The organism is Thermoactinomyces sp. DSM 45891, assembly GCF_900119485.1.
Classification (GTDB): Bacteria; Bacillota; Bacilli; order Thermoactinomycetales; family Thermoactinomycetaceae; genus Baia.
In genome coordinates this window covers 55,098-80,671 of sequence record NZ_FPJZ01000002.1, presented here as the reverse complement: position 1 = coordinate 80,671, position 25,574 = coordinate 55,098, and the positions used below count along the sequence as shown (strand labels likewise).

Below are 25,574 nucleotides of genomic sequence, written 5' to 3'. Positions count from 1 at the left end.
GACCGATGCAAATAAAGGTCGACATACCGATAAATCTATAGAAAACTGTTTACAGCATGAAGAGGAGTCCACATTAAGTGAACTCCTCTTCCATATGCCAATCAGTTATAAACTACGGGTTAATCGTATAAGTCGACACGACAGCAGCATGATCTGTCGGCCACTCATTGTCTCTATGCTGACCGTAAGGCTTTGGACTCCCCACCATAAACACCTTCGAATCGGTTGCTTGTGTTCTACCTTTTGAATAGATAAAGTCGATTCGATCTTGAGGCTCCTTCGGATAGTGTGTATCCCAAGGGTGATCATATGTGTAAACGGGAGACCAAGTATTCCCTGGGTCAGCGGCTGGATCGGGATGAATAACGCGATAGGAGTCAATCATGCCTGCCTGTTCGATTTTCTTAGAAACAGGCCAATCTAAGACGTAACCTTGATGGGTGTTCTTGGTTGATTCTACCCAGTCTAGGTGTGAGGGAGCATTAAAGTCGCCGAGTAAGAATACAGGGATATTGGACGAGAGATATGGGTTTAATCGATTTAGGATTTTGGTTGTCTGAACACCCCGGCTTCGTTCTTCGTTGGCGATGATGTCCTTCGGTGCTTTTTTATCGAAATGAGCTAAATAGGGACTGTATACTCGATAGTCTAAGTGTGCGGATGCGACCATAACTTCCTGTCCACTCGGTAAGCGAACACGAGCCGCTGATGCACCGACGCCTTCGAACTCAAATGTTTCAACGATGGGATATTTGCTTATGACACCGCCATCGTGGGATGCTTGATAATAGTACCATCCTAGGCGTTTGGCTATCGCTGTAACAGGCTCTGCTTTTTCTTGAAACCCGACGATATCAGCGCCTGACAATCGTACCGCGTTGACGATCTTTTCAAATCCATTGGCTACATTGGCCCCACCATTCCACGTGTTCATGGACATGATTTTTACGGTTTCAGGAGCTTGTGAGGGAGACTTCTGATTAATTACATGGATGGAGATATCGGGGCTGATCTTGGTATATCCATCATTGGCAAAAAAGCGGATTTCGTAGGCTCCAGCCTCTAGGACCCCGTTTAGAGTTATGGAACCGTTGGTAGCTCCTGAAGTAGCGGTCTTCGATCCGTTGACATACACCCAATCCAACGAAGGAGAGTTTGGTGAGCCCTTACGATAAATGCCAATCCAGTCTTTTGCGCGACCGGGGCCGTTATGAAAGTTGATTTGAATGGCTTCGCCAGTACTATACGCAGGTTTTTTAGTGGAGAGGTAAGGACTTGCAGCAAAACTGATACTCACGATAGATAATGCCATGAAACAGAGACATATCAATAATACAGGGAGGATTAAAATTCTTTTTTTTATGGACATAAAGAAACACCCTTTCCCTTTCATTTTGACCAGATTCCTCCAAATTATAACGTGCAATGGTGAATGTTTTATAAATAGGATATTGAATTATGTTAATTATTTGAATGGAATGTGTGTTGTCAAAAAGTCCTCATTTCTTGCATACAGTTAACAGAGGTGATGATATTGGATGAGGATCGTCGTATTCCACAGCCGATGAGGGCAGATGGCAGTGGATGGTGGGATTTTGGTCCGCGAAATGTGATGCGTGATCGAGAAAATCCAGATATGCTCGTTCCGCCTGTGACGGATGCTGGTACGCTCCCTAATTTAAAGTTTTCTTTTTCTGATACGTACATGCAATTAAATCATGGTGGTTGGTCACGGGAGGTGACGGTTAGACAGCTACCGATTGCAACGACGTTGGCTGGGGTTAATATGGCTCTAACTCCGGGAGGGGTGCGTGAACTACATTGGCACGAGCAGGCAGAGTGGGCGATTATGCTGGTAGGTCGTGCACGCATTACGGCAGTGGATCAGAATGGACGTAACTTTATAGCGGATGTGGGTGTAGGGGATCTGTGGTATTTTCCGCCGGGTATTCCGCATTCGATTCAGGGATTAGAAGAAGGGTGTGAGTTTCTTCTTGTCTTCGATGACGGCACCTTCTCGGATCTGAATACGTTATCGATTTCGGATTGGTTTGCACATACACCCAAGGACGTGTTATCGGCCAATTTTGGTGTGAAAACAGAAAATTTCAACGATATCCCGAATCATCAGAGATATATTTTTCAAGCAGAAGTGCCGGGACCTATAGATAGCCAAAGGGTAATCTCTCCATACGGCACCGTACCAGAAAGCTTCACCCATAGTTTACTAGCCCAGGAGCCGATTACCACTCCGGGTGGGCAAGTACGTATAGCGGATACGACCAATTTCCCTATAGCGGAAAAGGTTGCGGCGGCCTTGGTAGAAGTGAAACCAGGTGGTATGAGGGAGATGCATTGGCATCCAAATGCAGACGAATGGCAGTATTATATTTCTGGAAAGGGCCGAATGACTGTTTTTGCGGGTGAAGGGACAGCGCGTACGTTTGATTACAGTGCTGGTGATGTAGGGTATGTTCCTCGTGCTTTCGGCCACTATGTCCAAAACACAGGTGACCAAAGCCTATGGTTCTTAGAAATATTTAAGAGTAGTCGTTTTGAAGATGTTTCGTTGAATCAGTGGATGGCGCTCACACCTCGCCAATTAGTAGAAGAAAATCTACATGTAGGCCCTTCGTTTATGCATTCGTTACGAAAGAAAAAGTGGCCAGTAGTCAAATATCCAGGGTTTGAATAGGGATTCACGCAGAAGGTTATTTCCTATATAATGAATCCGAACCTAGCGAATAATAGGAATGTTTGTCGGCCGTTGGTGGGGCTAGTAGTCTATCAACTGCTTGAAGTAGTAGATAATGGATCTATATTAGGAGGTACATATGAAAGGGTTTTCAATACGCAAATGGATGTTAGTCTGCTTGTCCCTTTTTCTTGTTTTTAGTGTAGTAGTAGGATGTCAAACGGGGGACAAGCCGCCTGTCTCGACACCAGTTACACCTAGTAAAGTGAAGTACCCGATTACCGTTAAAGATATGGCTGGGAATACGGTGGAATTTAAGAAGCCGGCTGAGCGAATCATCTCTCTTATTCCTAGCAATACGGAGATTGCCTACGCGATCGGCTTAGGAGATAAGATGGTGGGAGGTACCACTAACGATGACTTTCCAGAAGAAGCGAAGAAACTTGAAAAAGTAGGCGATTTCACCATCAACGTAGAAAAAGTAGTTGCTCTCAAACCCGATTTGGTACTTGCTTCTACGATGAATAAAGAGGTTGAAAAGCTTAAATCGTTAGGTATTCCTACCCTTATACTGGACGGAAAATCGATTAAAGAAGTATTTGAGTCGATTACGATTGTTGGTATGGCGACGAATAAAGCACACGAAGCGGATAACTTAGTAGGAACGATGACCAAGGAAAAACTAGCAATCTATCAAAAAGTGACCCCGATTGCGAAGAAGAATCCGAAAAAAGTATGGCTTGAGATTGATCCGACTCCTATGACAGCAGGTGGCGATACGATCTTAAACGAGATGCTCGAAGTTGCGGGAGGTATCAATGTAGCCAAAGAGTTAAAAGGGTGGCCACAAGTAGGTGCAGAAAAAGTAGCAGCTTGGAACCCTGATGTGATATTCTCAACCTACGGAAGTACAAGCCAGATCCAAGCTCGTCCTGCATGGGCAAGTGTCGGCGCAGTTAAGCAAAAACAAGTATTCACTCTTGACTCGAATACAACCAGTCGCCCAGGTCCGCGAATTATAGAAGGTATCAAAGAGATGGCAACCAAGCTGTATCCAGAGGCGATGAAGTAAAAATATATTGGGTTAATATCGAGGCTTATCATGAGACGAAAATCTAACAAAAAACATGTATATATCGGCGGAGGAATGTTCCTCTGCTTTCTTATTACCTTTATTTTAGCTGTAACCGTAGGAAGTCTTAAAATCTCGATTCCAGAGATTTGGAGAGTGATTGGACACCATACCGTCGGGTACCCCAATCAAGTAGACCCGATGTCAGATGCGGTACTCTGGTCTCTTCGCTTCCCACGTGTTTTGTTAGCGATGGTGGTAGGAGCAAGTTTAGCGCTTGCCGGGGTATTATACCAAGGTGTGCTACGAAATCCGTTAGCCGATCCTTACATACTCGGAGTCTCTTCAGGATCCGCTACAGGCGCGATTATCGCGATCCTATCAGGGATTGGAACAGGCATCTGGGGAATGTGGTTTATCTCTCTTTCTGCCTTTATAGGAGCTGCGATAGCCACGGTGAGTGTGTTTTTTATAGCAGGAAGGGAATTAAGAACCAACACTTTAATCCTAGCAGGTGTTGTCATCCATGTCTTGTTTGGAGCGGTTATTACGTTTCTACTCTCGATGTCTGTCGAACAAATGTCCCGAATTCAATATTGGCTGATGGGAAGTTTTTCGCTAAGAGAGTGGGCTCATATTTGGATTCTTATTCCGATTATCGTGGTTGTGATGGCAGTTGCATGGTTTACCCAACGAGAATTAAATCTATTTGCTGTAAATGCTCGTACCGCGGCAAACGTTGGAGTATCGGTGAAGAAAACGAGATTTCTATTATTAATCCTAGCATCTTTTTTAACTGCAATCGTCGTTTCCATATCAGGGATGATCGGCTTTGTAGGGATTGTTATTCCTCATCTGATCCGCATGATCATTGGTGCGAATCATCGTTTTTTGATCCCGTACTCGATTCTAGCAGGCGCCACTTTTATGATGTTAAGTGATTTCTTAGCCAGAACGCTCTTAGAACCTCGTGAACTGCCTGTAGGTGTCATTACTGCTTTTCTAGGAGCCCCTATCTTTTCTTATTTTCTGTACAAATGGAGACGTAATTTATAAGTTGCAAGAGAAGGAGTTATCGTCGTGCTAACCATACAATCGGTTTCCAAACACTATGATACACGCTGTGTGGTAGATAGAATCTCTCTAGAGTTAAAGCGTGGAGAATCCGTTGGTATACTAGGTCCGAACGGAAGCGGCAAAACAACCCTTTTGCGAATGATATCAGGAGAGTTAAAGCCTGATCAGGGAGAGGTTTGGTTAGAAGAACAGAATCTATCGAAACTAAAACCGAAAGCGAGGGCGAGAAGGGTTGCCGTTCTGGCTCAAGAATGGCTTGGAGATGCTCCTTTTACGGTGCGAGAGATGATTGAAATGGGGCGTTACCCGTATTTATCGCGTTTTGAGACGCTATCAGAACAAGATAACGATGTAGTGGACCACATTTTACAACAAACCAACCTAGCGAAGCGCCAGCATACTTGTATTACAGAGTTAAGTGGGGGAGAGCGCCAGAGAGTCGCGATTGCCAGGGCATTGGTACAGGAGCCTGAGATTCTCTTACTCGATGAACCGACCACCTATCTCGATTTAGAGGCACAATGGACCCTGCTAGATATATGCAAACACTGGCAAAAGGAAAAAGGTTTAACACTCGTCATGGTTATTCACGATCTCAATGTAGCCAGTCTCTTTTGCGATCGTGTTCTCTTCTTACAAAATGGAAAATGTATCGCAGAGGGCACCCCAAAAGAAGTAATATCAGCCTCCTTAGTCGAACAAGTATATGGAGTCTCTACTGTGGTTGTTCCGCATCCGGGGACAGGTGTTCCCCAGATGTTACATCAGCCGTTTATGTTTAATCCTCGAAAGGAGCATGATTCATGAAAATCTACACCCGCACAGGAGATGCCGGCAAGACAGCAGTCGTCGGTGGACGTGTTGACAAAGACGATATCCGTGTCGAAGCTTACGGAACCATTGATGAATTAAATTCATTTGTAGGTGCATCGATCACCCGAATGTCCTCTGAAAAACATGCCGATCTAATCAAGGACTTCACAGAGATCCAACATGAGTTATTTGATGCAGGTGGGGACCTAGCTCAGGTAGGAAAAGAAAGACAATACAAAGTGACAGGCGATATGGTAACACGTTTAGAGAAATGGATTGATCAGTATGAATCAGAGCTTTCCCCATTGCGCCGTTTCATTTTACCCGGGGGGACTGCGTTGTCATCCAGCATTCATATCTGTCGTACCATTGCCCGTCGTGCAGAGCGTTGTGTGGTAAGTCTTTGTAAATCAGAAGAAACCAATGAAGAAGTTCGTCGTTACCTGAATCGTTTATCCGATTATTTCTTTACTGTGTCACGTGTGGCTAATACCCGATCAGGTGTATGTGATGTAGAATATAAACGAGGTGGACACGTTTTTCATAAACCTACCGATTCTAGTGAAGCCTAGGTTACATAACGATTCTTTGTAGAAAGAGTGTGATCAACAGATGTCGATTGTCATGTACGAATACCCCAAGTGTGGAACCTGTCGAAACGCTGTGAAATACCTTCAACAACATGGTGTTTCCTTTGAAGATCATCATATTGTCGAAACTCCTCCTTCAATAGAGCAATTACGTCAAATGGTGAACATAAGTGGACTCCCGATCCAAAAGTTCTTTAACGCATCGGGGAAGAAATACCGGGAACTAGGCTTATCGCAGAAGTTAAAAGAGATGACAGATGATGAGAAGTTAGCCCTATTAGCCTCAGATGGGATGTTGATTAAACGCCCTTTGGTAACAGATGGAAAAAAAGTTACCGTTGGTTTTAAAGAGGACGAATTTGAAACGAATTGGGGTTCACAGAAGTAGTAGCTTCGATTAGCTGAGAGCCAGTTACCCAATTGCAATAATTATTTTTACATTATACTTAATATAAATTGATATTGACTATAAATAATGGTCATGTTATCCTAAGTTTGTTCATGATCATGCTACGGTGTTTATCAAGTCCAACTATTGGATAGATTAACAAATGGCATGATTAGAAAATATACTCACCGATAGAGGAGGAAATACTCATGACAGCACGTCTTGTAGGACTTCCAGCTCCAGATTTCGTAATGGAGAGCACTAAAAACCTAGAATCATTGAAAGAGCAAGCAAAGCTAGTTGACTACGAAGGCAAATGGCTTGTAATGTTCTTTTATCCACTTGATTTTACTTTTGTATGCCCAACTGAAATCACAGCACTTTCCGATCGTGCGGATGAATTTACCGATCGTGATTGTGAGATTTTGGGTGTAAGCACAGATAGTGTGTATTCGCACCGTGCATGGATCCATACTTCACGTGATGATAATGGACTAGGCGACATTCAATATCCACTCGCTGCTGATACGAATCACAAAGTAAGCCGTGCCTACGGTGTATTAAAAGAAGACGAAGGAATCGCGTTACGTGGTCTCTTCATCATCGATCCAGAAGGAATCGTTCGTTATCAAGTCGTAACGGATGATAACGTAGGTCGTAGTGTAGACGAAACGCTTCGTGTACTCGATGCCCTTCAAACAGGCGGACTTTGCCCAGCTAACTGGAAACCAGGTCAAAAAACACTGTAATCACGATTCATCACATCCATAAAAGGACCTAACAAAAATCTGTTAGGTCCTTTCTTACAATAGATTCATCTATTCAGAGAAAAGAAATTACGATATTATGAAGGAGGGTTTTCTCGTGGCTATGCGTCTACGTACCGAAATGCCGGAGTTAGCAGGAGTAACAGAATGGGTGAATAGTGAAGCTAGTAAAGAGGCGCTAAAAGGTAAGCCGGTTTTAGTTCATTTTTGGTCCATTAGTTGTTACCTATGCAAGGAGAGCTTCCCAGAATTAAAGAAAATGCGGGAAGAGACCCCAGAGCTCGAGTTTGTAGGAATTCACATGCCTCGCTCTGAAAAAGATACCAACATCAATGAAGTAAAGGCAACCATCGAACAATATGGTTTGCAACATCCGCAAGCGATTGATAATGAACATAAGGTAGTAGATGCGTTTGAAAATGAGTTTGTACCTGCATTCTACTTGTTCGATTCTACAGGGTTGTTACGTCATCGCTCTGCTGGTGAAAAAGCTCTCGCCTTGCTAAAAAAACCACTGGAACGTGTCTTGAACGAAGAGAAGGAAAAACAATCTTAATCCTTGGGAGGGTTCCTGCATGAATTTACCAAAAGAATTGCGTTATACAGAAGAACATGAATGGGTAAAAACCGAATCAGATAACAAGGTACGAGTAGGTATTACCGATTTTGCTCAATCTGAATTGGGAGATATCGTATTTGTTGAACTCCCAGAAGTGGGCGACAAAATCGAATCAGGCCAACCGTTTGGTAGTGTAGAGTCTGTGAAGACTGTTTCGGAACTTTATGCACCTGTAAATGGAACCATCGTGGAAGTAAACGGCTCCCTTGAAGAATCCCCAGAAAACGTAAACGATGCGCCTTACGAAGATGGCTGGATGATTGTAGTACAGCTTGACGATACAGCTCAATTGAAAGAGCTTCTTTCAGACGAGCAGTACAAAGAATCAATCCAATAATGGTCGACGATAGAGTGATAGAGCCCCAGTAGCGTATGCTGGGGTTATTTTGTATTTTTTATGGATTAAATATACGGAAAAAAGTTTGAAAAATAGGTTTAGAGTTTCTACGACCTGGGAATATATCCACTACTCTCTTATTTCCAAATGTTTTGATGAATCAATTTATCAGAGAGGTAGAGGAGGGAATTGCATGATCTACTGCTGCGGTGCAAGTATGATTGGCAAAATCGGAACGATTGTGCGAAAACAGGTTTCGGTTCATCAAGTACCGGTTCTCTATTGTCCTGTCTGCCAGAAGAGACACGTTCATCCTGCTGTGAAAGAACAATTTGAGTTGGTAGTAGAGTATGCTATTGAAGATCGCGTAAAAGAAACCACCCTCTACGATCGTATTGATCCCAAAATGTTAAAGAAGTGGAAAGAATCTAGTTTTAGCTTTGAGGAAGATGATAATCAAGAATCGATCTTACGAGAACAAATCGACCTTGCATTGGATCTGCTACGTATCTGCAAACCAGATTATGATTGGGCTGACCTCCTAAAAATCCGCCTCAAAGTGCTAAGCGAAAAGCTACGAAACTTGGAAATATCAAAAGAGAATAGTTGCTAATGGGGGACCGTTTAGATAAAAACACCTTTGATTCTGCTGAATCAAAGGTGTTTTTCATATGCTATAATCCTTTTTCTTCAATCTCTGCTAACACACCATCCCAGAGTTGGCTTCGTAATTGTAGAGATCGGAGAGCCACTTGCTCAGCTTGCCTCCATTTCTCTGAATCAGATTCGCAGAGAGAATGTAGAAGCTTTTCAGCTAGTGGACCGTGCGTATCTCCATCTAGCTCGATATGACGATTGAGATAGTAACGAATCCGCTCCGTCGATTGGTCGTGATGGTCTAGTTCAGAAAGAAGTTGGGTAAACATCTCTGGTATTAGATCTTCACGTCCAAAGAAAAAGGCGGAAGTGACTTCATGCGACTGTGCTGAAAATGCTAAGTTTAAGCTGTATGTTACAAATTGAACAATCGTGGGTGGAAGAGAACTGTTTTGCAAGACCTCAATCGGATCTTTCCCTGCTTCCAGATCTTGAAGATATGATTCCATCCATGTAGTATCAGCTTGAACCTCTTTCATTGCTTCTACATATAGCTCGAAATGACTGGCATATCCTCCTTGTCCATCTTCATCCGTCTCTTCTCCCAAAACGATTTCATTGATAAAGCGAGCATAATGTGCATTTGGACTGGGAACCCACGGTAATGTAGTGGTTGTGAGTGAGTTCTGCAATCGTTTAGCTAGACTCATAAAATCCCAGACTGCAAATACATGGTGTTTCATAAAGATACGGACTCTGTCTGGAGAGGTCATCGCTTCATAGATGGGATGCTTTAATAGTTGATCGCGTACCGTTTGGATAGATGTTGACTCGATTACGGTGGACATGGTGAATATCTCCTTCGAATTTAGGTGTTAGAATTGGTTACATGAATCCAATTCTTGTAGATACATACGAATTTGATTCATTAAGAGATTAAGAGCTACTACATTTTTCCCGCCTTCAGGCAAGATAATGTCAGCATATCGTTTACTTGGTTCGACAAATTGCATATGCATGGGACGAACCACTTGTAGATATTGTTGAATAACAGATTCCAACGTACGGCCGCGTTCTTTTGTATCACGCTCGATGCGACGTAAAATGCGTACATCAGCATCTGTATCGACGAATACTTTAATATCAAGAAGATCCCGTAAACCCTTATCCTCAAGAATCAAGATTCCCTCCACGATAATAACGTGTTTGGGTTCGACTTGTTTGTACGCGTTTGAACGGGTGGATGCTGTATAATCATAGATTGGCATCTGAACAGATTGATAATCCATTAGTTGCTGTAGGTGTTCGACCAGTAGGTTATTATCAAAAGCTAACGGATGATCGTAATTAATCTTGGTTCGCTCTTCCATGGTCAGGTGAGCTTGGTCTGCATAATAGGAGTCTTGCTCCATTAACAAGACCGAATCAGAGAATTCCTCTACGAGTTTTCGCGCAACGGTGGTCTTACCTGAACCAGTGCCCCCTGCGACACCAATTAATACCGGTCGATTCATAGCTGTGTCGATCCTTTCCATAGTAACGATCCATTTACCATTTATAAATAACTCTTTATCAAATTATCTCATCCGTACGATGGTAACATAAAAAACCTGACAAAGGTACTGTCAGGTTTTAGTGTATGGAATATGAACCATCTCTATTTATTTCGTGGGCCAGCCGATCGAATGTTATCTGCTACACCAGTGAACTTAGTAAAGTTTTGATGAAAACGACTTGCTAGATCCTTTGCTGTTTCATAATATTCTTTAGGCTCTGCCCATGTTGTGAGCGGGTTCAAGATATTACTTGGAACGTCTGGACATGTTGTTGGAATGGAGAGGCCAAACACCTTTTCGGTTACATAATCAACATTGGACAGGGTACCGTTTATGGCTGCGGTTACCATTGCGCGTGTATAGGCAAGGTTCATTCGTTTCCCTACCCCATAAGAGCCACCTGACCAGCCTGTGTTAACGAGAAAAACTTGTGCATTATGTTTTTCAATTTTCTCACCTAGTAACTCTGCGTAGACATGCGCAGGACGTGGTAAAAAAGGTGCGCCAAAGCAAGTGGAGAAAGTAGCCTCAGGTTCTGTCACGCCTCGCTCTGTACCAGCTAGCTTGCTTGTGTAGCCTGATAAAAAATGATACATCGCTTGCTCTTTGTTTAGCTTAGAGATAGGAGGTAGTACGCCAAAAGCATCGGCGGTTAGGAATAAAATGACACTAGGATGCCCTGCTACACTTGGAATAACAGCCCCAGGAATCGAATCGATTGGATAGGCGGCACGTGTGTTTTCAGTAAGAATAGAATTATCATAATCGGGAGTTCTTTTGGAATCTAATGAAACATTTTCTAATACAGAACCAAAGCGGATCGCTTGCCAAATTTGTGGTTCTTTTTCCTGACTAAGCCCGATACACTTTGCATAACAGCCACCTTCAAAGTTGAAAACTCCTTGGTTTGTCCAACCGTGTTCATCATCCCCGATTAACTGGCGCTTCGGATCTGCAGACAAAGTTGTTTTTCCTGTACCAGATAGGCCAAAAAATAGGGCAACATCCTGATCGCCCCCTACGTTTGCCGAACAATGCATCGGCATAACCCCTTGTGCGGGAAGGAGATAATTCATAACACTAAAGATGGATTTTTTCATTTCCCCAGCATACTGTGTGCCGGCAATGATGATCACTTTTTGTTCAAAGCTAAGCGCAATCAATGTTTTAGAGCGAACTCCATCTATTTGAGGATCTACGACAAAGTTAGGGACGCAGATTACGGTAAATTCTGGTTTGTGAGTATGTAGTTCTTGTTCTGTTGGACGAATGAATAATTGATGCACAAATAAGTTATGCCAAGCATATTCATTAATAACACGGATTGGAAGTTGGTATGTGGAATCTGCACCAGCAAATCCATCAAAAATAAAGAGTTCTTTCTCTTTCAAGTAATCTTGAACACGTTTATAAATCTTATGGAATGCTTCTGGTTTGAGTGCTTGATTGACAGATCCCCAGTCGATGGAATCGCTTACACAATCTTCATCCACTATATACTTGTCTTTAGGAGAACGCCCTGTAAATTCCCCCGTTGTTGCGACCAAGGCTCCATTGGAAGATAAAATAGCTTCCCGTCTATTAAGTGCTTGTTCTACTAATTCTGCTACTGGTAAATTTAGATGAAGTTTTCCACGAAGCTCATAATGATTTGATGTAATCGAACGAATCGTCATGCTCATTCCATCCACCTTTTTGATTTATTGTCTATATTATATAAATGAATTTATATATATGTTATAACACTTTGGTAAAAAGTATAACATATATAGGGTTAGGATGGAATATTAATTTCCATTTCACTTCTATTTTCGCAATTCTATATTGATAGAAATTTTGTAATCATTCTATTCCGTGCAGTTGTAGCGTTGACAAAGGTTGAAAATAATGATATGTTCGTACAGAATGAATTTCATTGCGGGAGTGTTACAATGAGTGAATTAAAAGAAGGGGCCATCGTATCTGGAGAAGTTATTTCGACAAAACCCTTTGGAGCCTTCATTAAACTAGAATCTGGGGAAACCGGACTTGTTCATATCTCTCAAGTTTCCAGCAAATATGTTGAGAAAGTTGAAGATGAACTTCAAGTGGGAGCAACTGTGAAAGTGAAAGTCCTTTCCATTGATCCTGCAGGTAAGATCTCTCTTTCCATCAAAGCCCTTCAAGAAGAGCAACGCCCTCCTCGCGAACGTCGTGGGGGAGGAGATCGCCGTGGTGGTGGTCGTGCGAAAAGCCCTGAGAACTTTGAAGACATGATGAAAAAGTGGATGAAGAGCAGTGAAGAGCGTCTTTCGGCACTTACTGCAAAGCAAAAGAAAAACAGATAGTTGTCTCGTGGTTATGAGATAACGCAAAAACATCTCCTAGTCTTCTGGGAGGTGTTTTTGTTTAGAGTGAGTATAATAATAGGAAGAATGATCGATCGATAGATGGGTGAGGTGTAAGAGGTTGAGAGAGAAAAAAAGAGAAACTGTGCTAATTACCTGTGCGACATCGGGTATTGGATACGAGCTTGGACGATTGTTTGCCATGAACGGCTATGATCTTGTTTTAGTGGATGCAGACTCATCTGAATTAAAACAGACTTCCTCCGAATGGATGAAGAAGTATAAGGTACATATTGAAACGTTTTCACAAAACTTAACCGATTCTGATGCAGCAGAGCAAATTTACGAATGGACGATGGAGCGGCAAACTCCCATTCACCTTATGATTAACTACGCTGATTTTCAGTTATCTGGGTCTTTTTTAGAGACGGAGCTTGCTCAAGAACTGGAAATGATTCAAGTTCATATAGCTACTTTTACTGCGATAACAAAGCTATTTATAAAGCAAATGGCTGAGAGACGATATGGCCGAATTTTGCAGGTGGCATCTACAGCCGCTTTTCAACCACGCCCGAAATTAGCTGTGTTTCATGCAACCAATGCATTTATTCTGGCATTCGGCCAAGCGCTTGATAATGAGATGAAGGATTACGGGGTGAGGGTGAATACGTTATGTGCGGGTCCTGAGCTATCTCAAGTCAAATGGAGTACACGTGAGGAAGTTCCGACATGGCTGAGCGAAGTTCCGATGAGCGCGCAAAACATTGCTGAGTTTGCTTTTCGTCGATTTTTAGATGAACAGGATAAGCCGTTGATTATTCCAGGAGTGAAGAATCGATTGTTGGCTCGTTCGGTGCAGCTTATGCCGAGGAAGATGGTAACCAAAGTGGTGAAAAAGATGGATGAGGGGAAGAGTGGGAATTCAGGGTTGTGAAGAATGCTGATGAGCTATAATCCAATAATGCCTATTGGTACGAGAAATAACGAGCAGACAAGTATGTTTGCTCGTGTGATAACTGAGTACTTATGAGATATCTAGTAGGCACGATAGGGTGGATCCAAGCTCTAACACCCTTCTTTTCCTTCGGTATAAAGCTGAAAGGTGACTCCGAATTTATCTGTAACCATTCCGTAGGCAGGGCTAAAAAATGTTTCTGCTAGCGGCATGATGACGGTTCCGCCTTCTTGGAGGGCATCAAAAAATTTCTGCGATTGGGCAATTTCTGCGGAAGAGATGCAGATCTGAACTTGGTTTCCTTGTTCCATAGCATGCCCTGGAAAGGCGTCAGAGAACATTAACTCTGAATCTCCGACCTTGATCATTGCATGAGAGATAAGCTCTTTTGCCGCATCTGGTATTGTAAACTCTGGGCAGTCTGGCATTTCACTGAAGGTTTGGATTCCGTATAGCTCAGCATCGAGTGCTTTTTGATAGAAATCAATCGCTTCTCTAGCGTTTCCATCTAACATAATATAAGAGATTAACTTAGTTCCCATACGGTGGCCACCTATCCTTCATTGGTTGATTATAAAACACCCACTAACATAATTATATCTTTTTATAGAAAATTAAGAAAGATATTTATGTGCAATTCACCCTCTATTTTCCTCCTTCATTTTGGTATTTTTCCAATGTTTACTTAATTTTTTCAATCACAATTAAAGAGGGTGCACTGCTTCGGTTTAGCGTCTGTGTCCATGTAACTTGGAATTGGTTCGAGGGTAATTTGGAAGCAAGGCTGATTACGTGATCCACTTCATCTTTTCCCCCCTCATGTCCAACATAGAGGGCGATGGTGATAATGCCTCTAGGAGCGAGCCACTGACAGGCGTACCTCATGGCTTGAAGGGTTGTTGCAGGACGAGTAATGATGGTTTCATCGCCGTGTGGCAAGTAGCCCAAATTAAACATGACTGCGTTAATTTGATTTTTATATTTATGAGGAATAAAGGCTTCCCAACATTCGTGCCCTGCATGAAAGAGGGTTGCTCGTTCGAGAACCCCTTTTTGCTGGAGACGTTGTGATGTTTTTTCAATGGCCAGTGACTGGATGTCAAAGCCGAAGACCAGGCCTTGTGCGCCAACTTCTTGGGCAAGGAAAATCGTGTCATAACCATTTCCTAAAGTAGCATCTATGGCAATTGGATGAGACTGCTCTTGAATGGCTTGTTTGATGTAGTGTTTGGCACTTTGTAAGGTGGATAAAGTTTTCATCATGATTCGGCTAAACGAGGTTTAGCGTACTTTCCTTGCCACGTATCTCGGTGTGTTAGTTCAGCATCGATCTCGTTTAGTACCTCCCATTTCTTCATGCTCCACATAGGCCCGATCAATTGATCAGGTGGTCCGTCCCCTGTAATGCGATGTATGGAGATATCAGGGGGGAGAATCTCCAACGAATCTACGACTAATTGTACGTAATCTTTCTTAGACATGAACTGGATCAATCCTTGTTCGTATTGCTTCATCATAGGGGTATTGCGTAGAAGGTGTAATAAGTGAATCTTGATCCCTTGGACATCCATCTTCGCACAAGCTTCAACCGTCTGTAGCATCATTTCGCGTGTTTCGCCCGGTAGCCCATGAATGATATGTACACAGGTTCGAATACCGTGTTTACGCAGTTTTTCTACTCCATCTAAGAAGCACTGGAAGTCATGAGCGCGATTAATTAAATCTGCCGTCTCTTCGTGCATCGTTTGCAGTCCCAGCTCTACCCAGAGATAGGTGCGTTGATTTAGTTCTGCAAGATATTCGACAACGTCATCTGGTAAACAATCCGGACGAGTAGCGATGGAGAGGCCCACAACTCCCTCTTGTTCCAAAACAGTCTCGTACATCTCACGTAGTTCTTCTACAGGTGCATACGTGTTACTAAATGCTTGAAAATAACCGATATATTTCGCATCAGGCCACTTATCGTGCATCTTTTTCTTTACATCCTGAAATTGTTTTACTAGATCATCTCTGCGGTTTCCAGCAAAATCCCCTGATCCACGTGCACTACAAAAAGTACAGCCTCCTGTAGTGATCTCTCCATCCCGATTCGGACAGGTAAATCCACCGTCTAAAGCCACCTTAAAAATCTTCTGTCCATGTACTTGTCTTAAATGAGAGTTCCAAGTATGATAACGCTTTTCTCCCCACATGAGAGGAGTAAGCTGATTGTGTTTCATTGATTGAGCCATGATTTTTCTACCTCTTTTCTACGTGTTTATTATACATGATCTATGTAGGGATGTTGAATAGCTATAGTGATGTAGGATTTCCATACAAAAATCGTATAAAAATGTCCTATGAGGAAAGATTATCCACTAATAAGTCTTATAGGGATGTGGAGGACTGTGGTAAAGCTTTATTATTTGAGCTGTGGATAGATACATGCCTTGGTCTATACATCATCCAATATCTGGTTTTACAATAACCGAATCCCACTCGATTCATGAGAAACCCACTGCCTGCAAAAGATAACCATAAGTGGATTCATTGACAATCCTTTTACTTGGTGTATTATTGGTTTATAAATAATTGTAGTACATATAAAAGTGTACTGAATACAGACTCATTATAGGTATTTTCACATCTGTTATACTACAGAGTAATCATTTTACTATAACAGTGCTACAAAGAAACTATGAGGTGATACAAATGGCAAAAACCACGAAAAGTGGAGGCGGTCTTGCAGGGGCTGAATTGCAAATTCAAGAAATGCAAGCGTTTCAAGTACTTTCTCCAGATGGAAAGGTAAACGAAGCGAATCTTCCTGAATTGAGCGATGATCAATTACGTGAACTAATGCGCCGTATGGTATATACACGTGTATGGGACCAACGTGCAGTTGGCTTGGCACGTCAAGGGCGTTTAGGTTTCTACGCTCCAGTATCCGGGCAAGAAGCTTCTATGATCGGAAGCCAATTTGCATTGGAAAAAGAAGACTTTATCCTACCAGGATACCGTGATATTCCACAACTTCATTTCCATGGTTATCCGATGTACCAAGGATTCCTTTGGTCACGAGGTCACCAACACGGTGGACAGATTCCGGAAGATGTAAACGTTTTAATGCCGCAAATCATCATTGGTGCACAGTATGTCCAAACTTCAGGTGTGGCAATGGCATTTAAACGACGTGGCGAGAAACGTATTGCAATCACATATACCGGTGATGGTGGAAGTTCACAAGGTGACTTCTATGAAGCGATGAACTTTGCTGGTGTATTTAAGCTCCCGGCTGTATTTATTGTTCAAAATAACCGTTATGCGATTTCAACTCCGGTATCCAAACAAACCGTTGCGAAAACCATTGCTCAAAAAGGCTTAGCGGCAGGGATTCGTAGTGTTCAAGTGGATGGAATGGACGTTCTTGCAGTATATGCAGCAGTGAAGGATGCGAGAGAACGTGCTCTAAACGGGGAACCTACTTTGATCGAGACTCTTTGTTATCGCCTTGGACCTCACTCGATGTCAGGGGATGACCCAACTCGTTATCGGATTAAAGATGAATCACCTGGTTATGAGGAAAACGAGCCACTCATTCGTTTCCGTAAGTACCTAGAGAGCAAAAATCTTTGGACAGAAGAAGACGAAAATAAAGTGATTGAAGAAACGAAAGCAGCTGTAGCAGAGGCAATTAAGAAAGCAGATCAATACGAGAAGATGACGATTCCAAACTTGATTGATACTGTATACGAAACAACGCCAGCTCATTTAGAAAAACAGAAACAAGAGTACTTGGCGAAGGAGGGGAAATAATCCATGGCAACAATGACGATGGTAAAAGCGATCAACGATGCAATGCGAATCGCACTCGAAAAAGATCCAAACGTGATGATTTTCGGGGAAGACGTGGGTAAAAACGGTGGTGTATTCCGTGCAACAGACGGGCTTCAAGCTAAGTTTGGAGTAGATCGTGTAATGGATACTCCTCTTGCTGAGTCGGGAATTGGTGGTTTGGCAGTAGGATTAGGTATACAAGGCTTCCGTCCGATTGCAGAGATGCAATTTATCGGCTTTATCTTTGAAGCGCTGGATTCCATTATGGTACAGGCACCTCGTATGCGTTTCCGGTCTGGAGGACGTTATCATAACCCAGTCACATTCCGTGCGCCATTCGGTGGTGGAGTGAAATCTCCTGAGCTTCATAGTGATAGCTTAGAAGGCCTCTTGATCCAGACACCTGGTATCAAAGTGGTATGTCCTTCAAACCCATATGATGCAAAAGGATTACTACTATCCTCGATTAAGGATAATGACCCTGTGTTTTTCCTTGAGCACTTGAAACTATATTTCTCTCTAAAAGGCGAAGTGCCAGAAGACGAATACACTGTGCCAATTGGGAAGGCAAATGTTGTACGTGAAGGTACAGATGTAACGATTTTCACATACGGCGCGATGGTTCATACTTCTGTGAAAGCGGCTGAAATCGCTGAAAAAGATCTAAATAAAAAAGTAGAAGTAGTCGATTTACGTACCCTGAGCCCACTTGATGTGGAAACGATTGTTTCTTCTGTTGAAAAAACACATCGTGCGATTGTGGTACAAGAGGCACAACGAACAGCTGGTGTAGCCCCTGAGTTAATTTCTGTGATTAATGAAAATGCTCTCCTCTCACTTGATGCACCAGTGAAGAGAGTGACCGGCTTTGATACCCCGCTAGGCCATCCACTGATTGAAGACGAGTGGATCCCGAATACGAAACGCATTGTGAATGCAATCGAAGAAGTTTGCAATTTCTAATTAGACTGATGGAACCCATCCTGTGAGTGGAACACTTGCCGGATGGTTCATTTTCGTAGAAATCGTTAAGGAGGAAACAAGTCCATGGCATTATACCAATTTCAGTTGCCAGACGTAGGGGAAGGAATTCACGAGGGTGAAATCGTTAAGTTGTTTGTAAAACCTGGTGATAAGATCGAAGAGTTTGAGCCGTTTGCTGAGATTCAAACGGATAAAGCAGTTGTAGAAATCCCTTCTCCTGTAACAGGTGTTGTGAAAGAATTGAAAGTAGAAGAGGGTCAAATCGCGATGGTTCATTCTGTTATTGCGGTGATTGAGGCAGAAGGCGAAGTTCCAGCAGCAGAGGGTACAGAAGAAACCCCAGCAACGGAAGAGAAGCAATCAGAGGAAGTAGCAAAAGAGACATCGGAAGAGAAGCCGTCTACTCCAGTAGCTGTCCAAGAGGAAGTAGCTTTTCATATAAATGTAAAAGCGATGCCTTCTGTGCGTAAGATGGCAAGGGATATGGGTGTAGACTTAACTCGTGTTAAAGGTACAGGTAAAAATGGCCGAGTATTAGCAGAGGATGTAAAAGCATTTTCTACTGGAGAGACAACCGAAGAAGTTGTATTGCCAACGGAAGCGATATCTGCTACAGAGTCGGTAGAAGAGACTCCTCAAGCTACCTCAGCACCAGCCACTCCAGCACCAGCAGCATCGAAAGCGCCACTGGAAAGTCATGGTACAGAGGAGCGTATGCCATTACGCGGTATTCGTCGTACGATTGCCAAGAGAATGGTAGAATCAAAGCATACAGCACCACACGTTACCATTATGGATGAAATAGACGTAACAGAATTGATTGAGCTTCGTAAATGGGCAAAAGATGAAGCAGCGAAAGCAAACGTCAAACTTACCTATCTACCATTTATCATGAAGGCTGTTGTATCTGCGTTGAAAGAGTTCCCGATGTTAAACGCTTCGATAGATGATGCGGCGGAAGAAATTGTTGTGAAGAAGTACTATCACATTGGAATGGCGGCAGCGACAGATAATGGCTTGATGGTTCCGGTTCTTCGCGATGCGGATCGTAAGTCGATTTTCCAACTGGCACAAGAAGTAACAGATAAAGCGGGCCGTGCTCGTGAGATGAAATTGGCGGCAGATGAGCTAAAAGGCTCGACATTCAGCATTTCCAGCTTAGGTAATCTAGGTGGACAAAACTTTACACCAATCATCAACCACCCTGAAGTGGCAATCTTGGGTGTGGGGTCTATTGAGCAGAAGGCAGTAGTCGTAGATGGCGAGATCGTCATTCGTTCGATGATGCATGTCTCTGTTAGCTTTGACCATCGCCTCATCGATGGAGACTTAGCAGCTCGTTTTATCAGTAAACTGAAGAAGTTGCTTAGCAGTCCAAAACTTTTAATGATGGAGATGTGATCACATGGTAGTAGGAGATCTAGCACAAGAAGTGGATGTAGTCGTAGTTGGTGCTGGCCCTGGTGGTTATGTAGCTGCCATTCGTGCCGCACAACTCGGCAAAAGTGTTGTTATCGTGGACAAAGATGAAGTAGGGGGCGTATGCCTCAATCGTGGATGTATTCCATCTAAGGCAATCATTAGCGCATCCGAGCGTTTGATGCACATTCGTGAAGCAAGTCATGTTGGAATCGAAGTTTCAGGCGATGTAACAGTAAACATGCCGAAGTTGATCGAATGGAAAAACGGAGTAGTGAAAAAGTTGACTGGCGGCGTAAGTCAGCTTCTGAAAGGAAATAAAATTGAAGTAGCCAAAGGTGAAGTCTATTTTACAGGACCTAACTCACTACGCGTTATGACAGACGACTCCAGTCAATCCTTCAAATATAACGATGTCATTATTGCAACCGGCTCTCGTCCAGCTGAGTTAAAAATTCTTCCTTTTGATGGTAAACGAATCTTGTCCAGTACAGAAGCGCTAAATCTACAAGAAGTTCCGAAGAAACTCATCGTAGTTGGCGGTGGGTATATCGGCTTAGAGCTCGGAACTGCCTATGCGAAGCTAGGTGCAGAAGTAACGATTCTCGAAGGAACCAAATCTTTGCTTCCTGGTACAGAAGCAACTCTTACTAAAATGGTTACTCGTAAGCTAAAAAAGCTAGGCGTAACCATCGTCACGGAAGCAATGGTACAAGGTGGCGAAGTGAACGGGGATGAAGTAACCGTTCGTGCAACTGTTAAAGGCGAAGAGAGATCGTTTGTGGCAGATTATGCATTGGTATCAGTAGGTAGAAAGCCGAATACGGAAGAAATCGGCTTGGAAAACGTAGGCGTTGAACTAGATGATCGTGGTTTTATTAAAATCGATAAACAGTGTAAGACAAATGTGTCGGGTGTATATGCAATCGGAGACTGTGCTGGTGGCGCGCTACTTGCTCATAAAGCAAGCTATGAAGGAAAAATTGCTGCTGAGGTATTAGCAGGGATGAATAGCGTAATCGATTATCAAGCCATGCCATTTGTTATCTTTAGTGATCCAGAGATTGCCTATACAGGTCTCACTGAAGAACAAGCAAAAGAAGAAGGCTACGAAGTGATAACCAGTCGTTTTGCTTTTGCGGCGAACGGTCGTGCTCTTTCAATGGAAAATGCAGATGGATTTGTCCAAGTGGTAGCAGAGAAAGAAACGAAGCAACTACTAGGCGTACAAATCGTCGGACCAGAAGCATCTTCCTTGATTTCCGAGGCTGTATTTGCGATTGAAATGGGTGCCAATGCAGAGGACATCGCCCTTACGATCCATGCACATCCAACGCTTCCAGAAACATTCATGGAAGCGGCTGAAGGGATCCTTGGGCATGCGATTCATATGGTGAATAAGAAGTAGTAAATAGTTAGTTCATATTGGTTTGGACAAAGAGGGTGGATCTACGAAAATAGATTCATCCTCTTTTTGTTGACTTATATTATCATGAAGAATATATTTATATGATATAAAAATGAGGAGATATGCGAAAAGTGACAACTCGAAAGAATGGTTTCATGATAAAGCGTGGCCTGGATGAGAAGGATCTAGAAGAGATAAAAAATTTATCTAAGATATGTAATGAATACGAAAAAATCGAAGTCAAACTAAACTGGGATATGTTACAGAGTCGCTCGAAAGAGGAAGTAAATGACTTTTTTTATTATGAAAATGGGATTCTAGTGGGGTTTTTGGGATTGTATGTATTTAACCTGCGTGAGGCAGAGATTGGAGGCATGGTGCTCCCAGATGCTCGTCGCAAAGGGATTTTCCAAAAATTATTGGAACAAGCGATCGAAGAGTTAAAGAGGCGAGGTATTCCGAATCTATTGCTCGTGGTCGATCACAATTCAGAGTCTGGTCAACGATTTGCCAAGGCGCAAATAGAGACCCAATATAAATTTTCTGAATACTGCATGACTCTGAGTGAGGCTAAGCAACAACCAAAGCGCTTTGAGGATGTAATGTTCCGAAAAGCGGAGCCTGAGGACGTCAATTTTATTGTCGATGGCATGGAGATTTCATTTCAGTTACCGAAAGGGGATATTAAGCCAGAGAGATTTCATCAGCCAGATACAAGGGCCTTTCTAATTATAAAAGGACAAGAAAAAATAGGTGTTTTATCTGTACAGCTTGGCGATGAGGGAGCATTTATCTTTGGGTTTTGTTTGCTTCCTGAGTATCAAGGGCGTGGTTACGGGAGACAAGTTCTTTCAGAGATTGTGCAGATGCTGTTAAAAGAAGGGGAAGCGACTCAATTTCTAGATGTGGCCAGTGAAAATAAGCGTGCATTGAAGTTGTATCAGGATTGTGGATTTGTCGTAATCGGATGCAATGATTACTTTGAAAAGAAACTTGGGAGATAGGAGAGATGAATAATCCATATATCCATTCGCACATTTCTAAAACCATTCCAATTATCCCGTAATTTTACAGCTCTTTGGACCGGTCAGATTTTATCTCATTTGGGCGATGCGGCATTGTGGGTTGTGCTCCCTCTTTGTGCATACTCTCTTAGTCAATCCACACTAGATATGGGATGGATTATGGGCCTTCTTATGCTCCCGCAAGTTATCTTACTGCCTTTTGCTGGTATGATTGTCGATCGGGTATCTCGTACTAAGTTGCTGATTATCACCGAATTGGTTCGATGTATATTAGTGGGGATCCTTACCTGTTTAAGCTTGTTACAATATTTATCTATTACCACATTATCCATTTTTGTAGTCATGTATGGCATGATGAATGCATTATTTCAACCAGCGTATATGGCTTTGCGTGCTCAAGTATTTACGGAGGATATTCGAAATGCGGCTCTATCCCTAACACAAATTAGCCAAGAGCTTGCTCGCTTAGTAGCCCCTGTATTAGGTGGAGCAATGGTAGGGCTTATTTCTGTAGGTGCGGGGTTTGGAACTGTTGCAGTCTTATTGTTTATTTCGATTGTTGTTCTCACTTTTGTACGAGTAGATAAGCCTACCTCCAAAAATGACACTTCCCCTGTGTTACATAACTTTAGACACGAATTGTTGGGAGGATTTATAGAGATTCGAAAGCATCCATGGATCTGGATCACCATCTTAGCATTTACGATTATAAATATCGGATTTGCAGGTATTACAACGATTCTTCTACCATGGTTAATGAAGGTACACCTACATCTCTCTGATCTCAGTTATGGTTTAGTGAGTAGTGCTGGAGCGATTGGAGCGATTATAGCGGCGTTATTTTATGGACGAAAAAGTACACATCGTCGTGGATATGTTGCCTATATTAGTGTGTTGATTAATTCAGTAGCATTAGCGTGTCTTGCTTTTGTTAGTACTACAGTGGGGATCATGATGCTAATAGCCATTGCCAATGGAGCGATCATGGTGTTTGCATTAATTTGGGAAGGAAGTTTATTGGAATTAGTGCCGGAGGAATCATATGGTCGTGTTGCCAGTTTAGATTTATTCGGGTCATGGACTTTGTTACCTATTGGAAATGTAATGAGTGGCTGGCTTGCTAGTTGGCTTGGTGGAGTAGAGGCAATTTGGCTGGAAGGCACATTAATGTTTTGTGTAGCTTTAGGTGTGCTATTTATCCCTGCTATCCGAAGGTTTAATTAAATCGTGCAAAGAGGATGAGTCTACACAAATAGACTCATCCTCTTTCTCAATCTCTATATCGGTTCACAAATGCTAGTAGTCCGTGTAAAGATAAATGTGTCATGAGGGTAATGACAATATAAATGAATATCCAAAATCCAAACCCCTCACGAAAGCCAATCAGATACCATAACGAGAAAAAAATACCTGTGATTGCAGAGCCAAACCACCAGTTACGAAATAGAACACAACTTAGCATTCCCCATATGACAGCAATTGTGGGGAAGATGACCGTGATGAGAATCGTGTGATCTGTATACATTTGCCAAAGCTCTTCCATAAATCGATCCCCCTTTATAGAGAACCACAGTATAATTATAACAAATTTATGTATTTTCTGATATATTATTCTCTAATTGTCTTGCTTAGGGAATAGGGTGATTGATCATGGCCATATATAGATAAGGATCCATATAATGACCATGATAAACAAATGGAAACCCTCTCAAAGTAGAGAGGGTTTCCATTTTACACTCTTATACTAACTCCAGCGTAACCATAGTCGTTAAGTCGATTTTTCTCTTTATACTGCCATTGAAGAGATGTATGGTGCGCTCGTCAGGCTCAATGCGATCGACAAAGCCGCAAAACTGTCGATGGCCAAAAGGTGTGCGGTAAACAAGTAGAATAGGGCTGTTGCTCTCATATGCTTTTTGAATTCGATCAATTAAGTCGATGGTATGCTCTAAGCTAAACATAGGTGCTTTGTGTTGATTTTGAAAAGGTTGTTGTACATGACCCGAATCTTTATGTATGTTCATCTTTATCACACTCCAGAACAAATGTTCTTATCTATATCTTAATCATACCCGAATATTTGTTCGTGTCAAGAAGGTGTGAGAAAAATAAAAAAACCTCTCTCATTTTAGAGAAGGTTTCGATTGGTCGGGATGACACGATTCGAACGTGCGACCCCCTGGTCCCAAACCAGGTGCTCTACCAAGCTGAGCCACATCCCGATAATCATATGTATTATTTCCAAACGACATATAAAATCCTACCATTAATATAGAATCTAGTCAACACTTATTTATAAAAAATTGCCCGTTTCGATCCGATCAGTTATGATAAAATGGAATAAATTTGAGAAGAAAATCTTTTGTTTATGAATTGTATAGCTTCTTTTCCAATCAGGATCTTTTATAAAGGAAGGGGCTTGGACTTGAAAACACATATTAAGATCGAAGTGCGTCCTACTGAAATTGATGTCATGGGCCATGTAAATAATGCAAAGTACCTAGAGTACATGGAGTGGAGCCGAGAAGACTGGTATAACAAAGTTGGGTTGCCTTTTGATGTATTTACAGAGATGAACGTGGGGACTGTATCTGTAAACATTAACATCAATTATCGCAAAGAAGCAAAGCTAGGACAGCATCTTACGATATCCACGGAACCACTTCGCAAGGGAAAGACCAGTTTTGTACTAAAGCATGAAATTTATAATCAAGATGGGGAACTTGTTGCAGACGCGCAAGTTGTTTCTGTTACCATCGACTTAAGTACTCGAAAAAGTGTGTTACTTCCAGATGCGCTACAAACTCACTTCCCCGAATGTTGTCAAGCTACATAGGACCAAAAAAACGATGATGCTTTTTTAGGAGCCTCATCGTTTTTTAATTAATTATTTTTCTTCATATCGCGAAGCTCTTCTAAGATGCCTTCGATTTCCATCATTGTAAGCTGACCTTGTTTCTTTTGAATCAATTGGTAGATTTCAAGAAGATCCTGGAAATGAGAGAGTCGAAAGTCTTGTGGAGAAATGAGGGCTGCATTTACAAGTTTTAAGCTAGATTTGATTTCTTCAACAACCCAAATAAGATTTTCTTCTGATGCTATGTGGCGATCCATAAGGAGAATACT

29 protein-coding genes and 1 tRNA gene are annotated in these 25,574 nt (G+C 42.3%); 19 read left to right on the top strand and 11 right to left on the bottom strand.

Translation table 11 applies throughout. From position 1 onward, the window contains the following. Positions 1-112: 112 nt before the first annotated feature. On the bottom strand, positions 113-1,369 hold the full coding sequence (locus BT147_RS03530) for an endonuclease/exonuclease/phosphatase family protein (protein WP_177239659.1): 1,257 nt from the start codon (positions 1,367-1,369) through the stop codon (positions 113-115). 195 nt (positions 1,370-1,564) lie between these two features. Between BT147_RS03530 and BT147_RS03525 the strand changes: the two genes are divergently transcribed. From BT147_RS03525 to BT147_RS03480, 10 genes are all read left to right on the top strand, one after another. Next, positions 1,565-2,695: an oxalate decarboxylase family bicupin gene (locus tag BT147_RS03525; protein ID WP_502688555.1), complete on the top strand. Its 1,131-nt coding sequence runs from the start codon at positions 1,565-1,567 to the stop codon at positions 2,693-2,695. 139 nt (positions 2,696-2,834) lie between these two features. Beyond that, positions 2,835-3,767, top strand: coding sequence for an ABC transporter substrate-binding protein (locus tag BT147_RS03520; RefSeq protein WP_083426346.1), 933 nt, complete (start codon positions 2,835-2,837; stop codon positions 3,765-3,767). Positions 3,768-3,797: 30 nt separating this feature from the next. Next, positions 3,798-4,823, top strand: a complete 1,026-nt coding sequence (locus BT147_RS03515; protein ID WP_072331013.1) for a FecCD family ABC transporter permease — start codon at positions 3,798-3,800, stop codon at positions 4,821-4,823. Positions 4,824-4,847: 24 nt separating this feature from the next. Next, complete coding sequence (locus BT147_RS03510) at positions 4,848-5,651, top strand: ABC transporter ATP-binding protein (protein ID WP_177239657.1); 804 nt, start codon at positions 4,848-4,850, stop codon at positions 5,649-5,651. Then, positions 5,648-6,229, top strand: a complete 582-nt coding sequence (locus tag BT147_RS03505; RefSeq protein WP_072331009.1) for a cob(I)yrinic acid a,c-diamide adenosyltransferase — start codon at positions 5,648-5,650, stop codon at positions 6,227-6,229. The genes BT147_RS03510 and BT147_RS03505 overlap by 4 nt, the downstream gene beginning before the upstream one ends. Positions 6,230-6,269: 40 nt before the next feature. After that, complete coding sequence (locus BT147_RS03500) at positions 6,270-6,635, top strand: arsenate reductase family protein (RefSeq protein WP_072331007.1); 366 nt, start codon at positions 6,270-6,272, stop codon at positions 6,633-6,635. A gap of 209 nt (positions 6,636-6,844) precedes the next feature. After that, positions 6,845-7,384 (top strand): peroxiredoxin, encoded by a 540-nt coding sequence (locus tag BT147_RS03495; protein WP_072331005.1) that lies wholly within the window; start codon positions 6,845-6,847, stop codon positions 7,382-7,384. 121 nt (positions 7,385-7,505) lie between these two features. Then, positions 7,506-7,958, top strand: a complete 453-nt coding sequence (locus BT147_RS03490; protein ID WP_072331502.1) for a TlpA family protein disulfide reductase — start codon at positions 7,506-7,508, stop codon at positions 7,956-7,958. Positions 7,959-7,977: 19 nt separating this feature from the next. Beyond that, the gene (gcvH, locus tag BT147_RS03485) at positions 7,978-8,358 is read left to right on the top strand and encodes a glycine cleavage system protein GcvH (protein WP_072331003.1); all 381 of its coding nucleotides are present in this window, start codon (positions 7,978-7,980) and stop codon (positions 8,356-8,358) included. Positions 8,359-8,551: 193 nt separating this feature from the next. Then, complete coding sequence (locus tag BT147_RS03480; RefSeq protein WP_072331001.1) at positions 8,552-8,971, top strand: hypothetical protein; 420 nt, start codon at positions 8,552-8,554, stop codon at positions 8,969-8,971. Between the two features lie 61 nt (positions 8,972-9,032). On the opposite strand, the gene BT147_RS03475 is transcribed toward BT147_RS03480, so the two are convergent. The 3 genes from BT147_RS03475 to pckA form a co-directional block, all read right to left on the bottom strand. After that, complete coding sequence (locus BT147_RS03475; RefSeq protein WP_072330999.1) at positions 9,033-9,803, bottom strand: DUF3050 domain-containing protein; 771 nt, start codon at positions 9,801-9,803, stop codon at positions 9,033-9,035. 27 nt (positions 9,804-9,830) lie between these two features. Continuing rightward, positions 9,831-10,469, bottom strand: coding sequence for a uridine kinase (udk, locus tag BT147_RS03470; RefSeq protein WP_072331499.1), 639 nt, complete (start codon positions 10,467-10,469; stop codon positions 9,831-9,833). Positions 10,470-10,612: 143 nt separating this feature from the next. After that, complete coding sequence (gene pckA, locus BT147_RS03465) at positions 10,613-12,187, bottom strand: phosphoenolpyruvate carboxykinase (ATP) (protein ID WP_072330997.1); 1,575 nt, start codon at positions 12,185-12,187, stop codon at positions 10,613-10,615. Between the two features lie 255 nt (positions 12,188-12,442). Between pckA and BT147_RS03460 the strand changes: the two genes are divergently transcribed. Next, entirely contained in the window at positions 12,443-12,838 is a 396-nt protein-coding gene (locus BT147_RS03460; RefSeq protein ID WP_072330995.1) for a S1 RNA-binding domain-containing protein, read from the top strand. 121 nt (positions 12,839-12,959) lie between these two features. Beyond that, entirely contained in the window at positions 12,960-13,772 is an 813-nt protein-coding gene (locus BT147_RS03455) for an SDR family NAD(P)-dependent oxidoreductase (RefSeq protein ID WP_072330993.1), read from the top strand. A 131-nt stretch (positions 13,773-13,903) separates the two neighbouring features. Here the strand turns inward: BT147_RS03455 and BT147_RS03450 are convergent, their stop codons facing one another. From BT147_RS03450 to mnmL, 3 genes are all read right to left on the bottom strand, one after another. Next, on the bottom strand, positions 13,904-14,335 hold the full coding sequence (locus BT147_RS03450; RefSeq protein WP_072330991.1) for a VOC family protein: 432 nt from the start codon (positions 14,333-14,335) through the stop codon (positions 13,904-13,906). Between the two features lie 139 nt (positions 14,336-14,474). Beyond that, entirely contained in the window at positions 14,475-15,056 is a 582-nt protein-coding gene (gene mnmM, locus BT147_RS03445) for a tRNA 5-(aminomethyl)-2-thiouridylate-methyltransferase MnmM (RefSeq protein WP_083426344.1), read from the bottom strand. Next, positions 15,053-16,027 (bottom strand): tRNA modification radical SAM protein MnmL/YtqA, encoded by a 975-nt coding sequence (gene mnmL / locus BT147_RS03440; RefSeq protein ID WP_072330989.1) that lies wholly within the window; start codon positions 16,025-16,027, stop codon positions 15,053-15,055. The genes mnmM and mnmL overlap by 4 nt, the downstream gene beginning before the upstream one ends. 460 nt (positions 16,028-16,487) lie before the next feature. On the opposite strand from mnmL, the gene pdhA reads away from it, so the two are divergent. The 6 genes from pdhA to BT147_RS03410 all read left to right on the top strand — a co-directional run bounded on the left by pdhA (position 16,488) and on the right by BT147_RS03410 (position 23,672). Then, complete coding sequence (pdhA, locus tag BT147_RS03435; RefSeq protein WP_072330987.1) at positions 16,488-17,591, top strand: pyruvate dehydrogenase (acetyl-transferring) E1 component subunit alpha; 1,104 nt, start codon at positions 16,488-16,490, stop codon at positions 17,589-17,591. Between the two features lie 3 nt (positions 17,592-17,594). Then, positions 17,595-18,575: an alpha-ketoacid dehydrogenase subunit beta gene (locus BT147_RS03430; RefSeq protein ID WP_072330985.1), complete on the top strand. Its 981-nt coding sequence runs from the start codon at positions 17,595-17,597 to the stop codon at positions 18,573-18,575. Between the two features lie 84 nt (positions 18,576-18,659). Further along, positions 18,660-19,997: a dihydrolipoamide acetyltransferase family protein gene (locus tag BT147_RS03425; RefSeq protein WP_072330983.1), complete on the top strand. Its 1,338-nt coding sequence runs from the start codon at positions 18,660-18,662 to the stop codon at positions 19,995-19,997. 4 nt (positions 19,998-20,001) lie between these two features. Continuing rightward, positions 20,002-21,423 carry a dihydrolipoyl dehydrogenase gene (gene lpdA / locus BT147_RS03420; RefSeq protein ID WP_072330981.1) on the top strand — a complete coding sequence of 474 codons (1,422 nt, stop codon included), beginning with the start codon at positions 20,002-20,004 and terminating at the stop codon, positions 21,421-21,423. 131 nt (positions 21,424-21,554) lie between these two features. After that, on the top strand, positions 21,555-22,427 hold the full coding sequence (locus tag BT147_RS03415; RefSeq protein ID WP_177239655.1) for a GNAT family N-acetyltransferase: 873 nt from the start codon (positions 21,555-21,557) through the stop codon (positions 22,425-22,427). A gap of 9 nt (positions 22,428-22,436) precedes the next feature. Next, positions 22,437-23,672: an MFS transporter gene (locus tag BT147_RS03410; protein WP_072330979.1), complete on the top strand. Its 1,236-nt coding sequence runs from the start codon at positions 22,437-22,439 to the stop codon at positions 23,670-23,672. Between the two features lie 46 nt (positions 23,673-23,718). Here the strand turns inward: BT147_RS03410 and BT147_RS03405 are convergent, their stop codons facing one another. The 3 genes from BT147_RS03405 to BT147_RS03395 form a co-directional block, all read right to left on the bottom strand. Further along, positions 23,719-23,991, bottom strand: a complete 273-nt coding sequence (locus BT147_RS03405; protein ID WP_072330977.1) for a DUF2651 family protein — start codon at positions 23,989-23,991, stop codon at positions 23,719-23,721. 196 nt (positions 23,992-24,187) lie between these two features. Further along, positions 24,188-24,472: a YolD-like family protein gene (locus BT147_RS03400; protein ID WP_072330975.1), complete on the bottom strand. Its 285-nt coding sequence runs from the start codon at positions 24,470-24,472 to the stop codon at positions 24,188-24,190. A gap of 121 nt (positions 24,473-24,593) precedes the next feature. After that, positions 24,594-24,670: transfer RNA gene (locus BT147_RS03395), tRNA-Pro, on the bottom strand. A 203-nt stretch (positions 24,671-24,873) separates the two neighbouring features. On the opposite strand from BT147_RS03395, the gene BT147_RS03390 reads away from it, so the two are divergent. Next, positions 24,874-25,284 (top strand): acyl-CoA thioesterase, encoded by a 411-nt coding sequence (locus tag BT147_RS03390; protein ID WP_072330973.1) that lies wholly within the window; start codon positions 24,874-24,876, stop codon positions 25,282-25,284. A 47-nt stretch (positions 25,285-25,331) separates the two neighbouring features. Here the strand turns inward: BT147_RS03390 and BT147_RS03385 are convergent, their stop codons facing one another. After that, on the bottom strand, positions 25,332-25,562 hold the full coding sequence (locus tag BT147_RS03385) for a DUF1128 family protein (protein WP_072330972.1): 231 nt from the start codon (positions 25,560-25,562) through the stop codon (positions 25,332-25,334). Between the last annotated feature and the right edge of the window lie 12 nt (positions 25,563-25,574).

What these genes read in the sequence shown, in the direction of transcription:
- BT147_RS03530 (WP_177239659.1), bottom strand. Translation starts at nt 1,369, where the DNA reads ATGTCCATAAAAAAAAGAATTTTAATCCTCCCTGTATTATTGATATGT.
- BT147_RS03525 (WP_502688555.1), top strand. Translation starts at nt 1,565, where the DNA reads ATGAGGGCAGATGGCAGTGGATGGTGGGATTTTGGTCCGCGAAATGTG.
- BT147_RS03520 (WP_083426346.1), top strand. Translation starts at nt 2,835, where the DNA reads ATGAAAGGGTTTTCAATACGCAAATGGATGTTAGTCTGCTTGTCCCTT.
- BT147_RS03515 (WP_072331013.1), top strand. Translation starts at nt 3,798, where the DNA reads ATGAGACGAAAATCTAACAAAAAACATGTATATATCGGCGGAGGAATG.
- BT147_RS03505 (WP_072331009.1), top strand. Translation starts at nt 5,648, where the DNA reads ATGAAAATCTACACCCGCACAGGAGATGCCGGCAAGACAGCAGTCGTC.
- BT147_RS03500 (WP_072331007.1), top strand. Translation starts at nt 6,270, where the DNA reads ATGTCGATTGTCATGTACGAATACCCCAAGTGTGGAACCTGTCGAAAC.
- BT147_RS03495 (WP_072331005.1), top strand. Translation starts at nt 6,845, where the DNA reads ATGACAGCACGTCTTGTAGGACTTCCAGCTCCAGATTTCGTAATGGAG.
- BT147_RS03490 (WP_072331502.1), top strand. Translation starts at nt 7,506, where the DNA reads ATGCGTCTACGTACCGAAATGCCGGAGTTAGCAGGAGTAACAGAATGG.
- gcvH (WP_072331003.1), top strand. Translation starts at nt 7,978, where the DNA reads ATGAATTTACCAAAAGAATTGCGTTATACAGAAGAACATGAATGGGTA.
- BT147_RS03480 (WP_072331001.1), top strand. Translation starts at nt 8,552, where the DNA reads ATGATCTACTGCTGCGGTGCAAGTATGATTGGCAAAATCGGAACGATT.
- BT147_RS03475 (WP_072330999.1), bottom strand. Translation starts at nt 9,803, where the DNA reads ATGTCCACCGTAATCGAGTCAACATCTATCCAAACGGTACGCGATCAA.
- udk (WP_072331499.1), bottom strand. Translation starts at nt 10,469, where the DNA reads ATGAATCGACCGGTATTAATTGGTGTCGCAGGGGGCACTGGTTCAGGT.
- pckA (WP_072330997.1), bottom strand. Translation starts at nt 12,187, where the DNA reads ATGACGATTCGTTCGATTACATCAAATCATTATGAGCTTCGTGGAAAA.
- BT147_RS03460 (WP_072330995.1), top strand. Translation starts at nt 12,443, where the DNA reads ATGAGTGAATTAAAAGAAGGGGCCATCGTATCTGGAGAAGTTATTTCG.
- BT147_RS03450 (WP_072330991.1), bottom strand. Translation starts at nt 14,335, where the DNA reads ATGGGAACTAAGTTAATCTCTTATATTATGTTAGATGGAAACGCTAGA.
- mnmM (WP_083426344.1), bottom strand. Translation starts at nt 15,056, where the DNA reads ATGATGAAAACTTTATCCACCTTACAAAGTGCCAAACACTACATCAAA.
- mnmL (WP_072330989.1), bottom strand. Translation starts at nt 16,027, where the DNA reads ATGGCTCAATCAATGAAACACAATCAGCTTACTCCTCTCATGTGGGGA.
- pdhA (WP_072330987.1), top strand. Translation starts at nt 16,488, where the DNA reads ATGGCAAAAACCACGAAAAGTGGAGGCGGTCTTGCAGGGGCTGAATTG.
- BT147_RS03430 (WP_072330985.1), top strand. Translation starts at nt 17,595, where the DNA reads ATGGCAACAATGACGATGGTAAAAGCGATCAACGATGCAATGCGAATC.
- BT147_RS03425 (WP_072330983.1), top strand. Translation starts at nt 18,660, where the DNA reads ATGGCATTATACCAATTTCAGTTGCCAGACGTAGGGGAAGGAATTCAC.
- lpdA (WP_072330981.1), top strand. Translation starts at nt 20,002, where the DNA reads ATGGTAGTAGGAGATCTAGCACAAGAAGTGGATGTAGTCGTAGTTGGT.
- BT147_RS03405 (WP_072330977.1), bottom strand. Translation starts at nt 23,991, where the DNA reads ATGGAAGAGCTTTGGCAAATGTATACAGATCACACGATTCTCATCACG.
- BT147_RS03400 (WP_072330975.1), bottom strand. Translation starts at nt 24,472, where the DNA reads ATGAACATACATAAAGATTCGGGTCATGTACAACAACCTTTTCAAAAT.
- BT147_RS03385 (WP_072330972.1), bottom strand. Translation starts at nt 25,562, where the DNA reads ATGGATCGCCACATAGCATCAGAAGAAAATCTTATTTGGGTTGTTGAA.